The following is a 22,526-nucleotide window of genomic DNA, read 5'->3' as shown; positions in this document are numbered from 1 at the left end:
CCGGAACCCACCCAACCACCGAGAGGCGGCCGCGTTGCGTCTTCGCACCCCCTTCGCCCTGCTCGGGGCGGCGCTGCTGGTGCTCGTGGGGCCGCCGCTGCTCACCCCCGGCAGCGGCTCCGACACCGGCACCGACATACCCGGCCTGCGGTTCATGGTCCCCAACACTCCCGGCGGCGGCTACGACATCACCGCCCGCACCGCGGCGAAGAACGCCGAGGAAGCCGGTCTCACCGGCGACATCGAGGTCTTCAACCTGCCCGGCGCGGGCGGCACCGTCGGCCTCACCCGGCTCGTCGGCGAGCGCGGCGACGGCCGTGTCGCCATGTCGATGGGGCTCGGCGTCGTCGGAGCCGTCCACACCAACAAGACCCCCAGGACCCTCGCCGACACCACCCCGATCGCCCGGCTCACCGAGGAGCAGGACATCGTCGTGGTCTCCAAGGACTCCCCGTACCGGACGATCCAGGAGCTGCTCGCGGCCTGGCGGAAGGACCCCGGCAAGCTGCCCGTCGGCGGCGGCTCCTCGCCCGGCGGCCCCGACCACCTCGCCCCGATGCTGATGGCCCAGGCCGCCGGCATCCCGCCGAAGGAGGTCAACTACATCCCCTTCGACGGCGGCGGCGAACTCCTCGCCTCGATCCTCGGCGACAAGGTCGCCTTCGGCGTCTCCGGCGTCGGCGAGTACCTGGACCAGATCAAGGCCGGCGAGCTGCGCCTGCTCGCCGTCACCGGCGCCGAGCGGGTCCCCGGACTCGACGCCCCCACCCTCCGCGAGGCCGGTCTCGACACCGAGTTCACCAACTGGCGCGGCATCGTCGCCCCGCCCGGCCTCACCGACGCCGAGCGGGACCGGCTCGTCACGCTCGTCACGAAACTGCACGACTCGCCCCAGTGGCGCGAGTCCCTGAAGACCCACGGCTGGACCGACGCCTTCCTGCCCGGGGAGGAGTTCGGCGCCTTCCTCACCGAACAGAACACCCGCGTCGACACGGTGCTGAAGGAGCTCGGACTGTGACCACCCCCCCGAAGCCCCCGCTCAAGGACCGGCTCAAGGACCGCTCCGAGCTCGGCGTCAGCGCCCTGCTCCTCCTCCTCGGCGTCCTCGTCCTCACCGACGCCCTCACCCTCGACGTCGACGTCTCCGCCCGCGGCCCCGTCGGCCCGGCCACCGTCCCCCTCGTCGTCGGCTGCGGCCTCCTCGTCGTCGCCGTCCTCCTCGCCCTCGACGTGCTCCACGGCGGACGCGGCGAGGCGGAGGGCGGCGAGGACATCGACCTCGACGCCCCCGCCGACTGGCGCACCGTCCTGCTGCTCGTCGGCGTCTTCCTCGGCTTCGCCGTCCTCATCGGCCCGCTGGGCTTCCCGGTCTCCGGCGCCCTCCTCTTCTGGGGCGCGGCCTACGCCCTCGGCAGCCGCCACCCCGCCCGCGACCCGCTGATCGCGGCCGTCCTCTCCCTCCTCACCTACGGCGTCTTCGACCGCCTGCTGGGCGTTCCGCTGCCCGGCGGGCCGCTGATGGGAGTGCTCTGACCCATGGAATCCCTGACCTCCCTGATGGACGGCTTCGGGACCGCCCTCACCCCGGTCAACCTGCTGTGGGCCGCCGTCGGCGTGCTCCTCGGCACCGCGATCGGCGTGCTGCCCGGCATCGGCCCCGCCATGGCCGTCGCCCTGCTGCTCCCGGTGACGTACGGCCTCGAACCCACCGGCGCCTTCATCATGTTCGCCGGCATCTACTACGGCGCCATGTTCGGCGGCTCCACCACCTCGATCCTGCTGAACACCCCCGGTGAGAGCGCGGCCGTCGTCGCCGCCATGGAAGGCCATCCGATGGCCAGGGCCGGGCGGGGCGCGCAGGCGCTCGCCGCCGCCGCGATCGGCCACTTCACCGGCGGCATGATCGGCACGATGCTGCTGGTCGTCCTCGCCCCCACCGTCGCGGCCCTCGCCGTCGACATCGGCGCCCCCGACTACTTCGCCCTGATGGTCCTCGCCTTCATCGCGGTGACCTCGGTCCTCGGCTCCTCCCGCATCCGCGGCGTCGCCTCCCTGCTCATCGGCCTCACCATCGGTCTGGTCGGCCTCGACCAGCTCACCGGCCAGCAGCGGCTCACCTTCGGCTCGCTCCAGCTCGCCGACGGCGTCGACGTCGTCATCGTCGCGGTCGGCCTCTTCGCCATCGGCGAGGCCCTGTGGGTCGCGGCCCATCTGCGCCGCACCGCCGGCCGGCCCGTGCCCGTCGGACGCCCCTGGCTGGGCCGCGAGGACCTGAGGCGCACCTGGAAGCCGTGGCTGCGCGGCCCGTTCCTCGGCTTCCCGTTCGGCGCGATCCCGGCCGGCGGCGCCGAGATCCCGACCTTCCTGTCGTACGTGACGGAGAAGCGGCTCTCGAAGCACAAGGACCAGTTCGGCAAGGGCGCCATCGAGGGCGTCGCGGGCCCCGAGTCGGCCGCCTCGGCGTCCGCCGCCGGCACCCTCGTCTCCATGCTGACGCTGGGCCTGCCGACGACCGCCGTCGCCGCGGTGATGCTCGCCGCCTTCCAGCAGTACGGCATCCAGCCCGGCCCGCTGCTCTTCGAGCGGGAGCCCGAGCTGGTGTGGGGCCTGATCGCCTCGCTCTTCGTCGGCATGGTCCTGCTGCTCGCGCTCAACCTGCCGCTCGCGCCCGTCTGGGCGAAGCTGCTGCGGATCCCGCGCCCGTACCTGTACGCCGGGATCCTGTTCTTCGCCGCCGTCGGCGCGTACGCGGTCGGCGGCGAGGCCCTCGACCTGGTCGTGCTCCTGGTGGTCGGTCTCCTCGGCCTCGGCATGCGCCGCTACGGCCTGCCGGTGCTGCCGGCGGTCATCGGCGTCATCCTCGGCCCGGCCGCCGAGCAGCAGCTGCGCCGGGCCCTCCAGATCAGCGACGGTTCCGTCGCCGGGCTGGTGAACACCCCGTTCTCGGTGACCGTCTACGTGATCGTGCTGCTCCTGCTGGGGTGGCCGCTGGTGCGCAAGGCGGTGACCCGCCGCCGCACCGAGGCGTGACCCCGGGGCGTAGGACGGTACGACGATAGGCGTGCCGTCCGGCCAACGCGCCGATGAAGGAGTGAGTTTCGGACAACGGACGGCCGGATCCGGTATCCCTGGCGGGCGTACGTCTCCCCCCACCCCGAAGGGACACCCCCCATGCGCGTCCGACTCGCCCTCGCCGCCACCGCGTTCTTCGCCGCGGCCGCCGCCCCTCTCGCCCACGCGGGAGGGGCGGACGGGCTCGCCGTCGACCCGGCCGGCCGGCTCGCGGACTTCCTCACCGTCGACCCGGCCGGACTCCTCGGCGCCGACGGCAGGATCACCCTCTCCGGCACCTACCGCTGCCTCGACGACAGCGCCGGCCCGGTCTTCGTCAGCTCCACCCTCCGCCAGCAGGACCGTTCCGCCGGGATCGGCGGCACCCGCGCCGTCTGCGACGGCCTGCTCCGCACCTGGACCAACACCTCGGTGGTGAAGGACCCCGCCTACCAGCCCGGCGAGGCACGCGTCGAGGCCACCCTCGTACAGCTCGCGCCCGAGGGCGGACTCGGCCTGCCCGACCCCGGCTTCCGCGCCCTGGAGAACGCCCCCGTCAACCTCGGCTGAGCCCCGGCCGACGGCTCAGCCGAGCAGGGCCACCAGGCCCCGCCGGCCCAGCCGTTCCAGCTCGTCGAGGGCGGCCACGGCCCGCTCGGCCGCCTCCGGGTCGGAGACGGCGAGACCGCTCGCCGCGAACTCGTCCTCGTCGAGCCGGAGCACCTCGCTGCCGTCCGCCGACACCCACAGGTCCAGGTCCAGGTCCTCGACCGTCACCCCGGCCGCCCCGAACTCGGCCGGCCGGGTGATGTCGCAGTACCAGCCCTTGAGCCCGCCCTCCGCCGACCACACCTCCTTCACGGTGAACCAGCGGTCGGTCCAGTAGTGCTCGACGAAGACGTCACCCGGCTCGAAGCGCACGAACCCGAAGTCCCGCACCCCCTCCGCGGCCCACGGCGCCCGCACCGACAGGCGCACCGCCGTCTCCGTCACCACCTCGGCGGGATAGCGGATCTTCAGCCGCCCCGCCTTCCACAGCGCCACCTCAACCGAGCGCCCTGACATAGCGCACCTCCGTCGCCCCGATCGCGTACCCGAACCACTCGTTGATCGCCAGCATCGGCCCGTTCCCGGCGTCGTTCCCGGTGAACGCCTCCGTGCAGCCCGCCGCCCGCGCCCGGTGCAGCGACGCGTTCTTGGCGAGCTTGGCCAGACCGCGCCCGCGGAAGGCCGGGGCCGTCCCCGTCATCCCGGAGAAGTACCGCCCGAGCCCGTCGGTCCGCGCGGCGCTGAACGCGGCCGGCACCCCGTCCACCACCGCCACGGTCGTCAGCGACCGGTCGTGCAGCGGGTGGTTCCAGGTGGTCTCCAGCCAGTGCGGATAGTCGTCCAGCTCGGCCGGCACATCGCCCGGCTCGTCGGCGGTGGTCGCCGCGTCCAGCGCGAACAGCGGCCGCGGGTCCGCCGCGAACTCCTCGGCCGGCACGAGCTCGACGCCGGCCGGCGGCGCCTGGAGCGGCGGCAGCCCCGCCGTCAGGTCAAGCCGCAGGAAGTGCGCGGAACGGCTCGGCGCGTACCCCCGCCGCTCCGCGTAGCCCCGGTTCCCCGGCTCGTCGAGGACCCGGCTGTAGAGCGTCGTCGCGCCCCGCTCGGCCAGGTGCTCCTCCGCCGTGCGCACCAGCAGCGTGCCCGCGCCGAGCCCCTGACGGGCCGGGTCCACGTACACGTCGAGACAGCCGATGCCGGGCTCCGGGGAGTCGTGCGCGAGCGAGACCTGCGCGGTCCCGATGACCTCGCCGTCCTCGGTCACCGCCACCAGCGGCCGGGCGTGGGAGCCGGGATGGGCGTGCGCCCAGTCGAAGGCCACCTGCTCGGCGGTGGCCGGCAGACAGGGGAGGGCGGCCCGCCGGACGCGGGCGAAACCCTCGGCGTCGTCGGGCCGTACGTCACGCACGATCACAGTCATGGGGCCGCACGCTACGGCCGGGGCCGTGCCGCCGCCTCCCATTTTCCCGTGGGGTGGGGGCAGAATCGGGTGGGTGACACTGACACTCGCCGTGGACCACCAGTCCACCACCGCCCCCTACGAACAGCTGCGCGCCCAGATCTCGGAGCGCGCCCGGTCGGGCAGACTCCCGGTCGGCTACAAGCTGCCGACGGTCCGGGGACTCGCGGAGCAGCTGGGGCTCGCCGCGAACACGGTCGCCAAGGCGTACAAGGCCCTGGAGGCCGACGGGGTCATCGAGACCCGGGGCCGGCACGGCACCTTCGTCGCGGCGGCCGGTGACGCCGCCAGCCGCAGGGCCGCCTCCGCCGCCGCCCAGTACGCCGAGGAGGCGTACCGGCTGGGCCTCACCCGGGACGAGGCCGAGGCCGCCGTACGGGACGCGCTGAGGGCCGCGTACGACTCCGAGTGAGACGCCGGGTCCGCCGGGGCGCGCTCCGGCGGACCCGGCGTCACCGCCTCACAGATAGAGCCCGGCGGACGGGGAGCGCTGGTCGGGGAAGTCGGAGGGGGAGGCGCCGCGCCGCAGCGCGAACAGCTCCGCCAGCGTGGCGCCGTCGCCCGGCACCCCGTCCTCGTGGCCCAGCCACGCCACCGACTCGGCCCGGCTGAGCGGCCCGACCTCGATCCGCGCCAGGCAGCGGCCGGGCCGCACGATGGCCGGGTGCAGCCGCTCCAGGTCCTCGTTGGTGGTGAGCCCCACCAGCACGTTGCGGCCCTGGCCGAGCAGACCGTCCGTCAGGTTGAGCAGCCGGGACAGCGCCTGGCCGGTGGCCTCCTTCGCCCCGCCCCGGATCAGCTCGTCGCAGTCCTCCAGGAGCAGCAGCCGCCAGCGCTCCTTCTCGGTGCCGTCGTCCTCCCCGATGGCGATGTCCATCAGGTACCCGATGTCGTTGAAGAGCCGCTCGGGGTCCAGCACGCAGTCCACCTGGCACCAGTCCTGCCAGGACCGGGCGAGGGTGCGCAGCGCGGAGGTCTTGCCGGTGCCGGGCGGGCCGTGCAGCAGCAGGAGCCGCCCGGTGACGTCCTCCGGCGTCGTCCTCATCAGCCGGTCCATCGAATCGGCCACCGCCGCCGTGTAGTTGGGGCGGGCCTCCTCCCAGGTGGCCGCGCTGATCGGACGGGTCATCCGGCGCGGCCCGCGCTGCGGGGCCAGGTACCAGAAGCCCATGGTGACGTCCTCGGGCTCCGGCTCCGGCTCGTCCTTGGCGCCGTCGGTGGCCTCGGCGAGAACCCGCTCGGCCAGCTCCGGGCCGGTCGCGGTCACGGTGACGTCGGCGCGGTGCTTCCAGCGGGAGGAGAGGATCGTCCACCCCTCGCCCTCGGCCAGCACGGAGCTGCGGTCCTCCTCCTTGGCGCCCCACAGCACCCGGGCACCGGGCGGCAGCAGGGTCGCGTCGGGCCGGACCCGGTCCAGGGTGAGGCCGTGCGCGTGCGGCTGCGCCCCGGTCGTGAACCGGTCGAGGAAGAGCGCGTCCATGACGTCGCTCGGCGAGTCGCTGTCGTCGAGGTTGACCACGACCGGCAGCGGCTCGCGCGGCCCGGGAGGTACGGCGGGGGTGTCTGGCATGCCGCCATGATCCACCGGCCGGCCGGGCCGCGCACGGGGTTTTGCCCCGGTGGGGCCCGCTTCTCCCCGGCCCCTCAGATCCAGTGCCCGCGCACCGCGCCCCGGGCCCGGCGGGCGAGCGCGTACCCCTTCGTCAGGGCCCGGTCGACGGCGAAGTCGCGGGCGACGGAGCTGCCCTCGACGAGGCGGGCGAACTGCTCGACCGTGGTGGAGCGGCGCACGGTCACCCGCTCCAGGGCGTACGGCCCCTGGCGGCGGCGCGCGAGCGCGTTGCCCACCGCGAGGGCCTGGGCGAAGCCGGCCTCCCGGACGGTGGCGCGCACCCGCCGGCTGGAGTAGCCGTACGGGTAGGCGAAGGAGTCCGGGGCGGTGCCGAGCTCCTCCCCGACGAGCTCCCGGCAGCGCAGCGCCTCGAATCGCAGCCGGCGCGCGTCCAGCTGGTCCAGCTGCGGGTGGCTGTGGCTGTGCCCGCCGATCTCGGTGCCGGCGGCCGCCAGTTCGCGGACCTGTCCCCAGGCGAGCATGGTGTCGAGGGCGCCGCCGGTGGCGTGCCGTCCGGGCAGCCAGCCGCTGGTGACGAAGACGGTGCTCACGAAGGAGTGCCCGGCGAGCACCGGCAGGGCGTACCGGTGCACGCCCTCGTACCCGTCGTCGAAGGTGACGAGCAGCGGCCGCGCGGGCAGGTCCGCACCGGTCCGCCAGGCGGCGGCGAGCGCGGCGGTGGTGACCGGGGTGAAGCCCCGGTCGGCCACCACGTCCATCTGCGCGGCGAACGCCTCGGGGGTCACGGAGAGCCCGAGCGTCGCGGGCGCCGGATCGGGGGCGACCGCGTGGTACATGAGGATCGGCACGGGGGCGGGGGCGGCCGCCTCCCCGGCGGGGGTCCCGCTCACGCGACCGTCTCCTTGGCGCCGGCGTCCCGGTCCTCCCCGGGTGCGCCCTCCGGCGTGATCGGCCCCCACGAGAAGGTGGGGGCCCCGCCGCGGCGGGCGCGGAGGGTGCCGAGGGCGTAGCCGCCGGCGGCGAGCGCCACGCCCGTGACGATGGCCCCGGCCCGGCCCGCGCCGCCCGGCCGGCCGAGCAGGGTGTCCCGCACCCCGCGCAGCACACCGGCGGGCAGCACCCGGCTGGTGTAGCGCCGTTCGGACTCCAGGCCCTTGCCGGCGCCGACGCTCTGGGCGACGAGGGCCTTGGAGAGGCCCTCGGCGTAGACCCGGGTGCGGAAGTAGGCGAAGCGCTCGCGGACGGCGGGCACCTTGTGGTGGATGACCGCCCGGTCGTCGATGAGCAGGACCGCGCCCGGCACCGCGTTCGCGAGCCGGATGCAGAGTTCGGTCTCCTCGCAGCCGAGCGGCCGCCGGTCGCCGTCCCGCCCGATGCCGGTCGCGAATCCGCCGGCCGCGTCGAAGGCGGTGCGCCGGAAGGAGGCGTTGCCGCCGAGCACGTTGCGGACCCGCGCCCGGCCGGGCGGCAGCCCCCGGTAGGTGCAGCCGACGACCCAGTCGAACTCCTCGGGGAACCAGACGGGCCGGCGGCCGGAGGCCCAGGAGGGCAGGGTGCGCCCGCCGACGGCGACGACCTCCGGGTCCTCGTAGCCGGCGGCGAGATGGTGGAGCCAGTCGTGCTCGGCCACCGCGTCGTCGTCGAGGAAGGCGACGAACTCGCCGCGGGCCGCCGCGATCCCGGTGTTGCGGCCGGAGGAGAGGCCGCGGGGGCCCGCGTTGGCGAGCACCCGCACCTCGCCGCGGTTCCGCGCGTCCGCGTACTCCTCGGTGAGCCGGTCCAGGAGCCGCTCGTTGTGGTCGACGACGAGCAGGGTCTCCAGCGGGGCCAGCGACTGTTTCCGGACGGAGTCGACGGCGGCGAGGATGTCCCCCCACCGCTCCTCCGTGTAGACGCAGATCACCACCGAGAAGCGGAGCGGGGCCGGGCGGTCGTTCAAGACACCTCTCCCCGGGGGACGTTGACCGAGAAGGCGGCGGGCCGGCGGAGCGCCCGGGCGGCCTTCGTGACGCGCTTCTCCCGGAGGATCACCTTGAGGACCCGGATGCCGTCGCGCACCGCGTTGAGGTTGCTGACGCCGTGGATCCGCAGGTACTCGTGGCTCGGGACCTCCTGCACCTTCAGGCCGGCCTTGACGACCCGGATGTTGATGAGGGTCTCGATCTCGAAGCCGGTGCAGTCGAGGGTGATCTTGTCGAGGCAGTGCTTCCAGAAGGCGTTGTAGCCGTAGCAGAGGTCGGTGTAGCGGGCGCCGAACTTCCGGTTGACGAGGGCGCACAGGGCCCAGTTGCCGAGCCGGCGGATCCCGGTCATGTCGTCGGTGCCGCCGCCGTTGGCGAAGCGCGAGCCCTTGGCGAAGTCGGCGCCGCCGACCAGGGCGGAGACGTAGGAGACGATCTCCTGGCCGTCCGCCGAGCCGTCGGCGTCCACCATGACGATGATGTCGCCGGTGCAGGCGGCGAAGCCGCTGATCAGGGCGTCGCCCTTGCCCTTGCCGACCTGCTTGACGACCTTCACGTCGGGCCGCAGTTCGCGGGCCACTTCCACGGTGTTGTCCGTCGAATTTCCGTCGACGAGGACGACTTCGTGAATCCATTCCGGCAGCGACTTGAACACGTACGGAAGATTTTCCGCTTCATTCATCGCGGGAATGACGACACTCACGGGCGGAGTGATCGCCAGATGGGACGTGATGGCCCGGTACTGGGCCGCTATTCGACTCGGCTCGGTCAATTCATGGCCCGTGACGGCCGGGCGCAGGAACGAGCTCATGGGTCGGTTTCCCTCTCGTCCGGTGGGCCGCCCACCCCTGGGCGGCCCGGTCGTGTGTCCGGTTCGAAAGGGGGGTTCTCGCCATCCCCGCACGGAAGCGATCTCCTTGCGGGATCGGCGAGTTGGCATGACTGGCCGCGCGGTACCCGCGACCCGGCGTGCATGACACGCCGAGCACGGCACCCCCCTACCGCGCCCCGCTCCGGATCGCCGGCGCTCCGGCGGCTCTCCCCTGAGCCGCCTTGCCGGTGAACCGATGCGGGTGAGATGTACGACGGTATTGATGAATGGGACTGTATGGCAAGTCCCGCTTGTACGGCCCGGTTTCTGGCACTTTGGCGAACGAACAGTGGTCGAAAGCGCTGTCTTCTCGATCGGATTCGATCAATCCGTTTGGGTGGAGGGAACGGTGGGGATCTGTCGCACTCCTGTGCAGAGTTGTGCGGGTGTGTCGTGATCCCGTTCGGCCATGAAGCGGGAGAGGAACTTCCGGTTCCTCAGGTGGCCTGAAAGCAGCGACTCCTGAGGCAGCTTCACTCGGTTCACGGTGGCAACTTTGACATGAACACTTCCCGTGGGGCGGCTCCGATGCTACTTCCTGGTAGCGCAGAGATCCTGCTACAGGGAGGTTCCATGAAACTGTCGCGATTCGCGGCCTTCGCGTCCTCGCTCCTGCTCGGTTCCGTCCTCGCCCTGACCGGGGCGGGGGCCGCGCAGGCCGCCGAGAGCGCCGCCCTCGACTACGTCGCCCTCGGCGACTCGTACTCCTCCGGCGTCGGCGCCGGCAGCTACGACAGCGCCAGCGGCGACTGCAAGCGCTCCACCAAGGCGTTCCCGCGCCTCTGGGCCAACGCCAACGCCCCCTCCTCCTTCGCCTTCACCGCCTGCTCCGGCGCCGTCACCACCGACGTCACCACCAAGCAGCTCGGACCGCTCTCCTCCGCGACCGACCTCGTCTCGATCACCATCGGCGGCAACGACGCCGGCTTCGCCGACGTCATGACGACCTGTGTGCTCCAGTCGGAGAGCACCTGCGTCAATCGGGTGAACCAGGCGAAGGGCTACGTCGACTCGACCCTGCCCGCCCGCCTCGACGCCGTCTACGACGCGATCCGGGCCAAGGCCCCGGCCGCCCGTGTCGTCGTCCTGGGCTACCCGCGCTTCTACCAGCTGAACGGCACCTGCGTCGCCGGCCTCAGCGAGAACGAGCGCAAGGCCATCAACGGCGCCTCCGACTACCTCAACGCCGCCGTCGCCAAGCGCGCCGCCGACCACGGCTTCGCCTTCGCCAGTGTCGTCCCGGCCTTCACGGGCCACGAGATCTGCTCCGGCTCGGCCTGGCTGCACAGCGTCAACTGGCTCAACATCGGGGAGTCCTACCACCCGACGGCCGCCGGCCAGTCGGGCGGCTACCTGCCCACGTTCAGGAACGCGGCGTAGCGGCGGGTTCCCCCACCTCCGCACCCGTACCCGCGGCGCCGGGAACGGCAGGAGCGGTGCTCGACGCCCCGCCCCCGCCCGGACCGGCGCCCGGACCCTCGTCCCTGACGGCCTGCCAGACCAGCGCCCCCACGATCACCAGCAGCCCGGCGACCCCGGCGGCGATCACCGCGCCCTTCCTGGGCCCCCGCCGCCCGCCGGTACCCGAGCGCCCCTCCGTACGCCCCCCGCGCACTCCGTCCGGGCCGTCGTGCTCCCGACGCTCCGGGCGCACCGGACCTCGCTCGGGCGCCCCGGCGCCCGGCGCGCTCCCGCGAGACCGCTCCCCGGACCCGGCCACCCGCTCCAGCTCCCGTACGGCCCCGGCCCGGACGTCCGCGTCCCGGTCGGCCAGCCCCGCGACCACCGGTGCCAGCGGACCCGCCGGTGGATCGGCGACCATCCCGCCCAGCAGCGCGCCCAGCGACCGCAGGTCCTCCTCGGGCCCCGGCGGCGGCGCGTCCGGCGCCCAGGTCCCGGTGGCCACCCCGGTCACCACCACCCGCCCGTCGTTGGCCAGCAGCACCCGGTCCGGTCCCGGACCGTGATAGGGGACCCCGGCCTCCCGGGCCGCCCGCAGCGCCCTCAGCACCCCGAGCGCCACCCGCGCGGCCTCCCGGTCCGGCAGCGGCCCGCCGGCCTCCAGGGTCTCCGCCAGCGTCAGGCCGCGGACCAGCTCCATCACGATCCACGGCCGGCCGTGCTCCACGGCCACGTCGTACACCTCGGCCACGCCCGGATCCGTGATCGCCCGCGCGGCCCGCGCCTCGCGCTCGACCCGCGCGTACAGCAGCCGCTCCTCCGCCCCGGGCGTCCCCGGCGGGGCGTGCACCTCCTTGACGGCCACCTCGCGGCCGAGCGCCTCGTCCCTGGCGCGCCAGACGATCCCCGCCGCGCCCTCCGCGAGGGCGTCGAGCAGCCGGTAACGGCCCGCGATCAGCGTCATGGACCCACGGTAGCCGCGCCCCCGCCGGGTGGCGACCCACTCGAACGGACCCCGGTGGCATAGATCACACCGGTCTGCCGGACCGCAGGCGGGCGGCCGGGGTGCAGGATGGTTCATGACGGTTCGGCAGGTGTTCGAACCCTGTCCAACTCGCCCTGGAATCAGATGGATTCGTAGAGTGACCGTCAACCCCCGTACGAGTGCAGTGAATCCCGTCGGCGGGATACACGCGTGTCACTGTGGGGCGATAGGGTTAACCTGCCCGGGCCGGGTGCCCTCGTACGGGTGGGGAGTGACATGGAACAGATAACGACGATGCGGAGCAGGCCGCGTGTGCCTGCCATCACCTGCGGGAGCAGCGCGACCAGTTCGCGCCTCGACCGCCATCTCGCGGTGCTCGGCGGTCCCGCCGTGCCCCAGCGCGAGGTGGCCGAGGCGACGCTGCTCATGCGGGAACTGACGTCCCGTCGCCACGAGACGCCGGTGCAGAGTCCGCACGGCGGCCGCGCGCGGGTCTCGCTCTTCGCCCCGCTCCGCCGCCTGCGCCGCACCCTCTTCGGCGCCCGCCACTAGCCGCGCGCCGGGGCGCCGGACCCGCGTCCCCGACGCGGCCCCCGCCCGGGCCCGCAGCCCGCACCCACCCGCACGCAGAGAGCGCCGGACGCGTCCCCGCCCGTCCGGCGCTCCGTCGTACCCGCCCCGAGGCGCCCGCGGTCAGGCCACGACGCCCGCGGCCCGCAGCTCCGCCACCTCCGCCGCCGGCACGCCCAGCTCCGCGAGGACCGCGTCCGTGTGCTCGCCGAGCGCCGGGATCCGGCCCATCGGCGCCTCCGGCGCGTCGGGGAAGACCACCGGCGGCAGCAGGGACGGCAGCGGCCCGGCGGGGGAGTCCACCGGGCGCCAGCGGTCCCGGGCCGCCATCTGGGGGTGGCGTACCAGCTCCGCCACCGAGTTGAGCCGTGCGCAGGCGACGCCGGCCGCGTCCAGGCGCCGTACCGCCTCGTCCGCGTCCAGACCGCCGAGCGCCTTCCCCACCGCCGCGTCGGTCGCCGCCCGGCCCGCGACCCGGGCCGCGTTGGTCGCGAACGCCGGGTCGGCGGCGAGCTCCGGCCGCTCCAGCACCCGCTCGGCGAGCCGCCGCCACTCCCGGTCGTTCTGCACCGAGAGCAGCACCAGGCCCCCGTCCGCCGTCGGATAGGCGTCGTAGGGCGCGATCACCGCATGCGCGAGCCCCGTGCGCGCCGGGGCCGTACCTCCGTGCGCCCCGTGGTGCAGCGGGTGGCCCATCCACTCCGCGAGCGCGTCGAACAGCGAGACCTCCACCGGCCCGCCCCGGCCGGTGGTGCCGCGCCGGACGAGGGCGGCGAGGACACCGGAGTACGCGTACATCCCGGCCGCGATGTCGGCGGCCGGGATGCCGGACTTGACGGGCTGTCCGGGCGTGCCGGTGACCGAGACGAGCCCGGTCTCGCACTGCACGAGCATGTCGTAGGCCCTCCGGTGCGCGTACGGGCCGTCGGGGCCGTACCCGGAGACGTCCACGGCGACCAGCCGGGGGTGCGCGGCGCAGAGCGTGGCCGCGTCGAGGCCGAGCCGGGCCGCCGCCCCGTGCGCGAGGTTCTGCACGAAGACGTCGGCGTCGGCCACGAGCCGCCCCACCAGCTCTCGTCCGCGCGGCTCCTTCAGGTCGACGGCGACCGACTCCTTGCCGCGGTTGCACCAGACGAAGTGCGAGGCCAGGCCCCGGGCCGCGGTGTCGTAGCCGCGGGCGAAGTCGCCGCCGTCGGGGCGCTCGATCTTGACGACCCGCGCCCCGAGGTCCGCGAGCTGGCGGGTGGCGAAGGGCGCGGCGACGGCCTGCTCGACGGAGACGACGGTGATCCCGTCCAGGGGGAGTGGCTGAGTGCTCATGCCCGCCTGCCTACCGCGCCCGGCCGGGCCCTGTCATCAGGAGCCGGCTCACACCGCCGGATCAGCGGCGCCCGTACCGCCGGACGGCGAGCGGGGCGAGGACCGCGATCAGGCCCAGCGACCACAGCAGCGAGCCCGCGACCGGGTGGGCGACCGGCCAGGCGGCGCCCTCCGGCACGGGGGCGTTGCCGAAGAGGTCGCGCACCGCGGTCGTGACGGCGGAGATCGGGTTCCACTCGGCGACCGTGCGCAGCCAGCCCGGCATGCCGTCGGTCGGGATGTACGCGTTGGAGAGCAGCGGCAGCATGAAGGTGGCGCTGCCGAGCTGGCCGGCCGCCTCCTCGCTCTCGGAGGCGAGGCCGAGCAGGATCCCCGCCCAGGTGGTCGCGAAGCGGAAGAGAAGCAGCAGGCCGAAGGCGCCCAGGGCTTCGAGGGCGGTGCCCTCGATCCGCCAGCCCATGGCGAGCCCCACCAGGAGCAGCGGGACCGTGCCGACGGCGCAGACGAGGAGGTCGGCGACGGCCTGTCCGACCGGCACGGCGGCGCGGCCGACCGGGAGGGTCAGGAAGCGGTCCGTGACGCCCCGGTGGGTGTCCTGGGCGGCCTGGAACATGCCGGTCATCAGCCCGCCGGCGGCGGTCGCGACCAGCAGGCCCGGGACGAGGAAGGCGCGGTACTCGGCGCCGGGCATGGCGAGCGCGCCGCCGAGGACGTAGCCGAAGAAGAGCAGGAAGACGACCGGCATCGTCTGGGTCATGACGGCGAGGGCGGGGGCGTGCCGGATCCGCCGGAGGTTGCGGCCGACCAGGGCGGCGCTTTCCAGGGCGAGGGCGTTCACGCGGCGGTCTCCTTTCGTCCGGTGAGGCGCAGGAACACCTCGTCGAGGGTGGGCGGACGCAGCGAGGCGTCGACGATGTGGATCCCGGCGGCGTCGATCTCGCGGACGAGCCGGGGCAGGGTGAGGGTCGGGTCGGTGGTGACCGCGCCGACCGTGCGGCGTTCGGCGTCGAGGACCGGCGCGGCGCCGGTCAGCCGGTCCAGGACGGCCGCGGCGGCCTCCAGCGGCCCGGTCCCGGCGAGGACGACCTCGGCGCGGCTGCCGACGAGCGCCTTCAGCTCGGCGGGCGTGCCGCGGTGGGCGGCCCGGCCGTCCTCGACGAGGACGATGTCGTCGGCGAGCCGGTCGGCCTCCTCCAGGTACTGGGTGGTGAGCACCACGGTGGTGCCCTGCGCCGCGAGCCCCCGGACGGCGTCCCAGACGGCGTTGCGGCTGCGCGGGTCGAGGCCGGTGGTCGGCTCGTCGAGGAAGAGGACCGAGGGGCGGCCCAGCAGGCTCGCCGCCAGGTCGAGGCGGCGCCGCATGCCGCCGGAGTAGGTGCGGGCGAGCCGGTCCCCGGCCCCGGCGAGGCCGAACTCCTCCAGGAGCTCGTCGGCGCGGGCGCGCGGGAGCCGGAGGAGCCGGGCGAAGAGGCGCAGGTTCTCGGCGCCGGTGAGGTCGCCGTCGACGGAGGCGTACTGGCCGGTGACGGCGATCCGCCGGCGCACCCCGGCGGGGTCGCGGACCAGGTCGTGGCCGGCGATCCGGGCGCTTCCGGCGTCGGGCGCGAGGAGCGTGGTGAGGATCCGGACGGCGGTGGTCTTGCCGGCGCCGTTGGGGCCCAGGAGGCCGCAGACCGTGCCCTCGGGGACGGCGAGGTCGAGCCCGCGCAGCGCGTGGACCTCCCCGTACCGCTTCTCCAGACCCTCACTAAGTACAGCGTACGTAGTTGTCATGGCGGCACCGTACCGCACTACGTACGGTGTACGTAACTACGATGGGGGGCGAGGTGATGAGATGGCGGGCCGAGCGGCCGAACCCGAAGTGATTTGGGCGCGCCCCGAGCGCGCGGGCCGCGGCCCCAAGCCCGCCTTCAGCAGGCAGGACGTGGTCGCCGCCGCCGTCCGCATCGCCGACGCCGACGGCATCGACGCGGTCTCCATGCGCCGCGTCGCCGCCGACCTCGGCTGCGGCACCATGTCGCTGTACAACTACGTCCCCCGCAAGGAGGACCTGTACGAGCTGATGGTCGACGCCGCGAGCGCCGAGTACGCCTTCCCGGAGCGGCCCAGCGGCGACTGGCGGGCCGACATGACCGACCTCGCGCACCAGACCCGCGCGATCATGTACCGGCACCCCTGGCTCTCCCGGGTCATGACCACCGCCTACGGCTTCAGCCCCCACGCCCTGCGCTACCTGGAGTGGTGCCTCGGCTGCCTGGAACCCCTCGACGTGCCCGCCGGGCTCAAGATGCAGCTCATCGCGATGATCAACGGCACGGTCATGGCCACCGTCCGCAACGAACAGGCCATCGCCGAACGCGCCCGCGGCCTGCCCTGGACCGAGGAGGAGGAACAGGCCGTCCGCGGCGCCTACCTCATGGGCCAGGTGGCGACCGGCCGGTACCCCCACCTCGCCGCACTGCTCGCCGAGTCCGCCGCCCCCACCGACGCGGAGGAGATCTTCGAGATGACCATCGCGCGGCTCCTGGACTCCTTCGCCACGGCGGACCCGGCCGCCCAAGGGTGACGGGTCGGAGGACGGGAGGCGGAGGACGGGGCGGTGGCCGGGGCGGGTGGCCGGGGTGGGTGGCCGGGGTGGGTGACGGGCCCTGCCGGGCCGGGGCGCGCACGTGCTTCCGGTCCGCCTGTGCCGCTGAGGGGCCTCGCGTGTCGTCCGGTGCGCCTGTGCCGCCGGGGAATCGGCCCCCGTCCGGCGCGGCCCGCGGGCGCCGTGACCGTCGTGTGCCCGTCAGATCAGCATGAACTGGCCCTCCGGACCCTCCTCCTGATGGTCCAGCACCGAGGCCGGCCGGCGCGCCCCGGCCGGTACCGGCAGGATCCCGGCCGCACGCAGAGCCGCCCGGCCGGGGCCGCCGCCCGCCGTGAACGGCGCGCGGTCCGCCTCGCGTTCGCCGAGCAGCGCCAGCGTCGTGACCAGGTCGAGGAGTTCGGAGGTCCACTCCTGCGGCCAGGCCGCCGGACCGATCGCCTCCAGCGAGCCCGGCTCGGCCGGCGCGGTCCGCCGGGCGAACCACTGCTCCAGGACCCGCACCCCGCCGACCCGGTACTCCCAGGCCGCCTCCGGCACCGGAGAGATCCGGCCCGCGCCGACGCCCAGCACCTCGTCGTCGGGGTCGTACGCGATCTCCTCCGGACGCGCCGGGACCGCCGCCCGCACATAGGGCCGGCGCCCGCCCGGCAGCCGCGGCCGCGTCCCGCTCAGCGCGCCCCGCACCTGGACGTCGAGCAGCTCCCGGCCGAGCGCCACGCCCGCCGCCCACGCCTCCGGCCCCGCGGGCAGCGGCACCCGGCAGCCGCCCGGGGACGGGCACGCGGCCGCCGCCGCCCAGGCCGCCCACGCCATCGGATCGCCCGCGCCGCGCCCGTACCGCTCGGCGAGGAAACCGGGCAGCCCCGGCGCCAGGTTCGGCTCCGCGCCGCCGGGGCGCCGGAACAGCGGCCGGATCCGGCCCGGCCGGCCCGCAGGGGAACGCCCCTCCGGCAGCGCGCCGCTCACCAGCAACGGAGGTCCGGCCGCCCCCGGCACATGCCCCTGCTCCACCATGAACAGCTGCGGCCCGTCCGCCACCCGCCACAGCTCCGGCCGGGCGGTGTCGATCAGCCGGTGGTCGGGGAGCAGCCACTGCTCGTCGAAGGGCCCGGACAGTACCCGTACCGGCTCGGGGCAGGGCCCGCTCTCCCGGGCGAACCGCCCGGTCCCGGTCCGCTGCCCGGGCAGCGCCGCGACCGCCGTGCCCGTCGTGCGCGCCCGGCTCGGCCGGAACAGCGCCTCGCGCTCACCGCCCTCCGCCGCGACCAGCCGCTCCCACCGCCCGCGCAGCGTCCGTACGTCGGGCGCCACGATCCACGCCCGCCCGAACCGCAGCGGAGCCACCGACCACGGCATGAGCTCGTCGAGCAGGGGAGCGTCGTCGTCCGGTGGAAGGGCCTGCTGCCGGGAAGCCTCTGTCACGCCCCGCATGCTAACGAGCGCCGTCCGTACCAGGCCAGCGCCGTCCGTACCGGGCCAGCGCCGTCGGCACCGGGCTCGGCGCCGTCCGCACGGGGCCGACCGCCGTTCGTACCGGCCGGCGCCGTCCGTACGGGGCTCGGCGTCGTCCGCACGGCCCGGCGCCGCCGTACCGGGCCGGCGGTCGTCCGGTCAGGTCGCTTCGAGCGTCACCGTGAAGGAGAAGCGGTCGCCGCGGTAGCGGATGCGGGCGACGTCCACGACGCGCCCGTCCTCGTCGTACGTGACGCCGGTGTAGTGGAGGATCGGGGAGAGCAGCGGGACCCGCAGGAGTTCCGCCGTCTCCGGGTCGGCGAGGCGCGCCTCGACGGTGTCGGTGATCCGGCTGATCCGTACCCCCACCACGTCCCGGAGCACCTTCGTCATCGGCCAGCGCTCCAGGTCCGCCGGGTCGATCGCGGAGGCGAACTCCGGCCGCACCGCGTTCTCCGCCCAGTTCGTCGGCTCGTCGCTCTCGCCGTCTGAGCGCAGCCGGCGGTAGGTCGCGACCTCGGCCACGTCCGGGAAGTACTCGGCGAGAGCGCCGGGCACCGGCTCCGGGCCGTGGCCGAGGACGGTCGTCCGCTCGCCGGACTGCTGGGCCACGATCGCGTCGATCGAGCCGAGCAGCCGGCGCGGGGTGGAGCGCCGGGCGCCCGGCTCGATGAAGGTGCCGCGCCGCCGGTGCCGGCTGATCAGCCCCTCCTCCTCCAGCTCCTTCAGCGCCTGCCGCATGGTCAGCACGCTGACGCCGTAGTGCGCGGCGAGCTGCTCCTCGGTGGGCAGCCGCAGCGAGGCGTCGGGCGTGCGGCCCAGTATGGAGGCGCGCAGGGACTGCGAGACCTGGTACCACAGCGGGAGCTTGCGGTTCAGGACCAGCGAGTCGGGAGCGAAGGCGGTCACGGCGTTCTCCGTACGACGACGGGGTGGGGCGGCTGAGGCAGGACTCTACGGCCGGAAATGACGCTCCAGACCCTGCCATACGTCGTCGTAACCGCGCTGGAGGTGGTCGGCCCCGGCCGCCTGGGCGGTCGCCGTCACCGGCCAGCGGGTCTCGAACATGAAGGCCAGGCCGTCGTCGATCTTCTGCGGCTTCAGCTCGGCGGCGCTCGCCCGGTCGAAGGTCTCCCGGTCGGGGCCGTGCGCGGACATCATGTTGTGCAGCGAGCCGCCGCCCGGCACGAAGCCCCCCTTTCCGGCGGTCTTCGCGTCGTACGCGCCCTCGATCAGGCCCATGTACTCGCTCATCACGTTCCGGTGGAAGTACGGCGGCCGGAAGGTGTCCTCGCCGACCAGCCAGCGCGGCGCGAAGACCACGAAGTCGACGCCGGCCAGGCCGGGGGTGTCGGAGGGCGCGGTGAGGACGGTGAAGATGGACGGGTCGGGGTGGTCGTAGGAGATCGTCCCGATCACGTTGAAGCGGCGCAGGTCGTAGACGTACGGGGTGTGGTTGCCGTGCCAGGCGACGACGTCGAGCGGCGAGTGGCCGTACGTCGCGGTCCAGAGGTTGCCGCAGAACTTGTTGAGCACCTCGACCGGGCCCTCGACGTCCTCGTAGGCGGCGACGGGGGCGCGGAAGTCCCGCGCGTTCGCGAGGCCGTTGGCGCCGATCGGGCCGAGGTCGGGGAGCTGGAACGGGGTGCCGTAGTTCTCGCAGACGTAGCCGCGCGCGGTCTCGTCGAGCAGCTCGACGCGGAAGCGGACGCCGCGCGGGATCAGCGCCACCTCGCCGGGGTGCGCGGCCAGCAGGCCCAGCTCGGTGCGGAGGAGGAGGCCGCCGTGCTCGGGGACGATCAGCAGCTCGCCGTCGGAGTCGCCGAAGACCCGCTCCATGGAGGCGTTGGCGTGGTAGAGGTGCACGGCCATGCCGGTGCGCTGGGTCACGTCGCCGTTGCCGCCGAGCGTCCACAGGCCGGCCAGCCAGTCGGTGCCCGGCGCCGGCTCCGGCAGCGGGTCCCAGCGCAGCCGGTTGGGGTCGGCGACCGTCTCGGCGAAGGGCGCGCTGCGGACGGCGCCGTTGTCGGTCCGGACGAACGGCGGGTGGGCCGCCGAGGGGCGGATCCGGTACAGCCACGAGCGGCGGTTGTGCGCCCGCGGCTCGGTGAACGCGCTGCCGCTGAGCTGCTCCGCGTAGAGCCCGAGCGGGGCGCGCTGCGGCGAGTTGCGGCCCTCCGGCAGGGCGCCGGGGAGCGCCTCCGAGCCGTGCTCGTTGCCGAATCCGGTGCTGTAGGTGAGCGCCTCGGCCGTCTTCCTGGCCTGCTCGGTCGTCATCGCCCGCTCCTGTCCTGAAAGGAATCCTATGGATGACCGTAGGATTCCTTGCCGCTCCCGTCAACGGGGCGGACCCACGGGCTGCCGCGAGCCCTCCGCGCGGGGCGCGGCGCGGCCGCCGTGGATCGGACGCACGACGACCCGAAGGGGATCCCCCGACCCGGTCGCCCGGACGGTCCGGGGGTTTCCGCGATCCGGTCGCGCCCTGCTGTTCGGAGGTCTCCGCGACCCGGCCGCGCGGGCGGTCCAGGGGTTCTCGCGATTCGGTCGCGCACGACGGGGTCGAAAAGATGAACAATGCTCTACTCTCGCGGCCATGTCGTGGACCAGAAGGTTCGTCTCCGTGCTCTCGGTCGTGCTCGCGGTGCTCGCCGCGGCCCTGCTCACCGCCCCCGTCGCCCAGGCGCACGAGGAGCGGCCCGTCACCTTCCCCGACGGCTCCGGCAGCGTGCCGAAGCACCGTACGGGCGAGCCCGACCTCCTCGTCTGCAAGACGGACCGGGCCGAATTCGAACGCCGGATCGCGGGCTTCCCCGCCGGCCTCAAGGCCCGCAACCTGGAGCTCTTCGCCCGCTGCTCCCGCTCCGGCTTCCGCCACCTCCAGCAGGCCGTCGACGCCGTCGACAAGCCCGGCGCGACCATCGCGATCCTGCCCGGCCTGTACGAGGAGGAGCCTTCGCTCCCCGCCCCCGCCGGTGCCTGCGCCTCCCTGGACGCCCCCAAGTCCTCCTTCGGCTACCAGATCCTGTCGTACGAGCAGCAGGCCGCGTGCCCGCACAACCAGAACCTCGTCGCCATCCTCGGCAAGAAGGACCTCCAGATCGAGGGCACCGGCGCCTCCCGCCTCGACGTCGTCATCGACGCGAAGTACACCAAGCTGAACGCGATCCGGGCCGACAGGTCCGACGGCGTCTACTTCCGCAACTTCACCGCCCAGCGCACCACCTTCAACTCGCTGTACGTCCTCGCCGCCGACGGCTTCGTCATCGACGACGTCCTCACCCGCTGGAACGACGAGTACGGCTTCCTCACCTTCGCCTCCGACCACGGCCTCTACAAGAACTGCGAGTCCTACGGCAACGGCGACTCCGGCATCTACCCCGGCTCGGCGTCGAACATCAACGACGGGCGCGGCTACGACGTCCCCCGCTACTCCATCGAGATCACCGGCTGCCGCAGCCACCACAACATGGTCGGCTACTCCGGCACCGCCGGGGACTCCGTCTGGGTCCACGACAACGAGTTCGACCACAACATGGGCGGTGCCTCCATGGACTCCGCCTTCCCCGGCCACCCCGGACTCCCGCAGAACCACGCCAAGTTCGAGCGGAACCTGATCCACGACAACAACGAGGACTACTACCGCCACGTCGCCGACGGTACCTGCGCCAAGCCGCCCGCCGAACGCGGCTACGAGAACGGCGTCGTCTGCCCCCAGATCTCCATGCCCCCCGGCAGCGGCATCATCACCGCGGGCGGCAACTGGAACCTCTACGAGGACAACTGGATCTACGGCCACGAGCGCACCGGCTTCTACCTCAACGCCGTCCCCGCCTTCATCCGCGGCGAATCCGCCTGGGCCAAGCAGACCGACACCTCCCACCACAACCGCTACGCGAACAACCGCCTCGGCACCGACAAGGCCGGCAACTCCCGCCCCAACCGCACCGACGTCTGGTGGGACGGCCAGGGCAGCGAGAACTGCTGGCAGGACGACACCGGCGCCTCCAGCCCCCGCACCCTGCCCACCTGCGGCGCCGCCCGCGGCGACGTCTCCGGAGCCACCGCCCGCCTCGTCGGCGAACCCGTCAAGCTCGCCCAGCTCCTCGTCTGCGCCGACTACAGCGTCCAGGCCCGCCGCCTGCCCGCCGGCTGCGACTGGTACGGCGCCCGCGGCGTCGAGCGCGTCGAGACCCAGATCGCCCTCGCCGCCTCCCTCCTCCTCGCCCTCGTCGGCACCGCCCTGTGGTGGCGCCGTCTGCGCGGCCGCCGCCTCGCCGCCGCGGCCCTCGCGACCGGCCTCGCCGGGCTCGCCCTCGACGTCGCCGGCTCCACCCTCACCCTCGCCTCGACCTACGTCCCCGCCCTCGCCCTCCTCCTCACCGGCGCCTGGTGGACGGTCACCGGCCTCCTCCTGCGCCCCGCCCGTCCCGTCTTCGCCTGGACCACGGTCGCCCTCGGCCTCCTCACCCTCCTCGACGCCTTCGACAAGGCCGTCCTGATGATCCCCGGCATCCCGCTCAGCCCCGCCTGGGTCCGCCTCCTCCTCGGCGCCGTCTGGGTCCTGTGGGCCGTCATCGCCGCGGGCGCCCGCCCCACTCCCGCCCCCGCCCCGGAGCACCCGGCCGAGGACCGCCCCGAGGAGATCCCCGCATGACCCGCCCCACTCCCGCCCCCGCCCCCTCCTTCCCCGCCCTCACCCGCAGCCCCGCCCCCCACCCCACCCCCGCCCTCACTCCCACCCCCGCCC

At 74.2% G+C, this 22,526-nt stretch carries 22 protein-coding genes; 9 read left to right on the top strand and 13 right to left on the bottom strand.

Annotation, left to right across the window (positions count from 1 at the left end; all coding sequences use genetic code 11):
• Positions 1 to 34 precede the first annotated feature (34 nt).
• The 4 genes from ACFVU3_RS28120 (at position 35) to ACFVU3_RS28105 (ending at position 3,621) form a co-directional block, all read left to right on the top strand.
• Positions 35 to 1,018, top strand: coding sequence for a Bug family tripartite tricarboxylate transporter substrate binding protein (locus ACFVU3_RS28120; protein WP_390070480.1), 984 nt, complete (start codon positions 35 to 37; stop codon positions 1,016 to 1,018).
• Entirely contained in the window at positions 1,015 to 1,533 is a 519-nt protein-coding gene (locus ACFVU3_RS28115) for a tripartite tricarboxylate transporter TctB family protein (protein ID WP_390070478.1), read from the top strand. The genes ACFVU3_RS28120 and ACFVU3_RS28115 overlap by 4 nt, the downstream gene beginning before the upstream one ends.
• A gap of 3 nt (positions 1,534 to 1,536) precedes the next feature.
• Positions 1,537 to 3,030: a tripartite tricarboxylate transporter permease gene (locus ACFVU3_RS28110; RefSeq protein WP_390070476.1), complete on the top strand. Its 1,494-nt coding sequence runs from the start codon at positions 1,537 to 1,539 to the stop codon at positions 3,028 to 3,030.
• Positions 3,031 to 3,171: 141 nt separating this feature from the next.
• Entirely contained in the window at positions 3,172 to 3,621 is a 450-nt protein-coding gene (locus ACFVU3_RS28105; RefSeq protein WP_390070474.1) for a DUF6299 family protein, read from the top strand.
• A gap of 15 nt (positions 3,622 to 3,636) precedes the next feature.
• Here ACFVU3_RS28105 and ACFVU3_RS28100 read toward each other — a convergent pair whose 3' ends face one another.
• Together ACFVU3_RS28100 and ACFVU3_RS28095 are read right to left on the bottom strand one after the other, a co-directional pair.
• Positions 3,637 to 4,116 carry a DUF402 domain-containing protein gene (locus ACFVU3_RS28100; RefSeq protein WP_390070473.1) on the bottom strand — a complete coding sequence of 160 codons (480 nt, stop codon included), beginning with the start codon at positions 4,114 to 4,116 and terminating at the stop codon, positions 3,637 to 3,639.
• On the bottom strand, positions 4,097 to 5,017 hold the full coding sequence (locus ACFVU3_RS28095; RefSeq protein ID WP_390070471.1) for a GNAT family N-acetyltransferase: 921 nt from the start codon (positions 5,015 to 5,017) through the stop codon (positions 4,097 to 4,099). Before ACFVU3_RS28095 ends, ACFVU3_RS28100 begins: the two co-directional genes overlap by 20 nt.
• Before the next feature lie 73 nt (positions 5,018 to 5,090).
• Between ACFVU3_RS28095 and ACFVU3_RS28090 the strand changes: the two genes are divergently transcribed.
• A complete protein-coding gene (locus ACFVU3_RS28090; protein ID WP_390070470.1) occupies positions 5,091 to 5,468 on the top strand; it encodes a GntR family transcriptional regulator in 378 nt (125 codons plus the stop codon).
• A 48-nt stretch (positions 5,469 to 5,516) separates the two neighbouring features.
• On the opposite strand, the gene ACFVU3_RS28085 is transcribed toward ACFVU3_RS28090, so the two are convergent.
• From ACFVU3_RS28085 to ACFVU3_RS28070, 4 genes are all read right to left on the bottom strand, one after another.
• Positions 5,517 to 6,626, bottom strand: coding sequence for a DUF5925 domain-containing protein (locus ACFVU3_RS28085; protein WP_390070468.1), 1,110 nt, complete (start codon positions 6,624 to 6,626; stop codon positions 5,517 to 5,519).
• 74 nt (positions 6,627 to 6,700) lie between these two features.
• Entirely contained in the window at positions 6,701 to 7,465 is a 765-nt protein-coding gene (locus ACFVU3_RS28080) for a polysaccharide deacetylase family protein (RefSeq protein WP_390070598.1), read from the bottom strand.
• Positions 7,466 to 7,515: 50 nt separating this feature from the next.
• Positions 7,516 to 8,568, bottom strand: coding sequence for a glycosyltransferase family 2 protein (locus ACFVU3_RS28075; protein ID WP_390070466.1), 1,053 nt, complete (start codon positions 8,566 to 8,568; stop codon positions 7,516 to 7,518).
• The gene (locus tag ACFVU3_RS28070) at positions 8,565 to 9,401 is read right to left on the bottom strand and encodes a glycosyltransferase family 2 protein (protein ID WP_390070464.1); all 837 of its coding nucleotides are present in this window, start codon (positions 9,399 to 9,401) and stop codon (positions 8,565 to 8,567) included. Before ACFVU3_RS28070 ends, ACFVU3_RS28075 begins: the two co-directional genes overlap by 4 nt.
• A gap of 633 nt (positions 9,402 to 10,034) precedes the next feature.
• Between ACFVU3_RS28070 and ACFVU3_RS28065 the strand changes: the two genes are divergently transcribed.
• The gene (locus tag ACFVU3_RS28065) at positions 10,035 to 10,841 is read left to right on the top strand and encodes an SGNH/GDSL hydrolase family protein (RefSeq protein ID WP_390070462.1); all 807 of its coding nucleotides are present in this window, start codon (positions 10,035 to 10,037) and stop codon (positions 10,839 to 10,841) included.
• Here ACFVU3_RS28065 and ACFVU3_RS28060 read toward each other — a convergent pair.
• A complete protein-coding gene (locus ACFVU3_RS28060; protein WP_390070460.1) occupies positions 10,825 to 11,826 on the bottom strand; it encodes a hypothetical protein in 1,002 nt (333 codons plus the stop codon). The genes ACFVU3_RS28065 and ACFVU3_RS28060 overlap by 17 nt on opposite strands.
• Positions 11,827 to 12,123: 297 nt before the next feature.
• Here ACFVU3_RS28060 and ACFVU3_RS28055 point away from each other — a divergent pair, with 297 nt between their 5' ends.
• Positions 12,124 to 12,399 (top strand): hypothetical protein, encoded by a 276-nt coding sequence (locus ACFVU3_RS28055; protein WP_390070458.1) that lies wholly within the window; start codon positions 12,124 to 12,126, stop codon positions 12,397 to 12,399.
• A 141-nt stretch (positions 12,400 to 12,540) separates the two neighbouring features.
• Here the strand turns inward: ACFVU3_RS28055 and ACFVU3_RS28050 are convergent, their stop codons facing one another.
• The 3 genes from ACFVU3_RS28050 to ACFVU3_RS28040 all read right to left on the bottom strand — a co-directional run bounded on the left by ACFVU3_RS28050 (position 12,541) and on the right by ACFVU3_RS28040 (position 15,510).
• Entirely contained in the window at positions 12,541 to 13,737 is a 1,197-nt protein-coding gene (locus ACFVU3_RS28050) for a CaiB/BaiF CoA transferase family protein (RefSeq protein ID WP_390070456.1), read from the bottom strand.
• A gap of 61 nt (positions 13,738 to 13,798) precedes the next feature.
• On the bottom strand, positions 13,799 to 14,575 hold the full coding sequence (locus tag ACFVU3_RS28045) for an ABC transporter permease (RefSeq protein WP_390070454.1): 777 nt from the start codon (positions 14,573 to 14,575) through the stop codon (positions 13,799 to 13,801).
• Positions 14,572 to 15,510 (bottom strand): ATP-binding cassette domain-containing protein, encoded by a 939-nt coding sequence (locus ACFVU3_RS28040; protein ID WP_390070452.1) that lies wholly within the window; start codon positions 15,508 to 15,510, stop codon positions 14,572 to 14,574. Before ACFVU3_RS28040 ends, ACFVU3_RS28045 begins: the two co-directional genes overlap by 4 nt.
• Before the next feature lie 61 nt (positions 15,511 to 15,571).
• Between ACFVU3_RS28040 and ACFVU3_RS28035 the strand changes: the two genes are divergently transcribed.
• Entirely contained in the window at positions 15,572 to 16,303 is a 732-nt protein-coding gene (locus ACFVU3_RS28035; RefSeq protein ID WP_390070450.1) for a TetR/AcrR family transcriptional regulator, read from the top strand.
• A 222-nt stretch (positions 16,304 to 16,525) separates the two neighbouring features.
• On the opposite strand, the gene ACFVU3_RS28030 is transcribed toward ACFVU3_RS28035, so the two are convergent.
• From ACFVU3_RS28030 to hmgA, 3 genes are all read right to left on the bottom strand, one after another.
• Complete coding sequence (locus ACFVU3_RS28030) at positions 16,526 to 17,758, bottom strand: type ISP restriction/modification enzyme (protein WP_390070448.1); 1,233 nt, start codon at positions 17,756 to 17,758, stop codon at positions 16,526 to 16,528.
• 180 nt (positions 17,759 to 17,938) lie between these two features.
• On the bottom strand, positions 17,939 to 18,688 hold the full coding sequence (locus tag ACFVU3_RS28025; RefSeq protein WP_390070446.1) for a GntR family transcriptional regulator: 750 nt from the start codon (positions 18,686 to 18,688) through the stop codon (positions 17,939 to 17,941).
• 45 nt (positions 18,689 to 18,733) lie between these two features.
• The gene (hmgA, locus tag ACFVU3_RS28020) at positions 18,734 to 20,056 is read right to left on the bottom strand and encodes a homogentisate 1,2-dioxygenase (RefSeq protein WP_390070445.1); all 1,323 of its coding nucleotides are present in this window, start codon (positions 20,054 to 20,056) and stop codon (positions 18,734 to 18,736) included.
• A gap of 316 nt (positions 20,057 to 20,372) precedes the next feature.
• Between hmgA and ACFVU3_RS28015 the strand changes: the two genes are divergently transcribed.
• Positions 20,373 to 22,433 carry a right-handed parallel beta-helix repeat-containing protein gene (locus tag ACFVU3_RS28015; protein ID WP_390070443.1) on the top strand — a complete coding sequence of 687 codons (2,061 nt, stop codon included), beginning with the start codon at positions 20,373 to 20,375 and terminating at the stop codon, positions 22,431 to 22,433.
• The last annotated feature ends 93 nt before the right edge of the window (positions 22,434 to 22,526 follow it).

It is taken from the genome of Streptomyces sp. NPDC058052 (genome assembly GCF_042885515.1).
Classification (GTDB): Bacteria; Actinomycetota; Actinomycetes; order Streptomycetales; family Streptomycetaceae; genus Streptomyces.
This window is presented reverse-complemented; position numbering and strand designations above follow the sequence as displayed.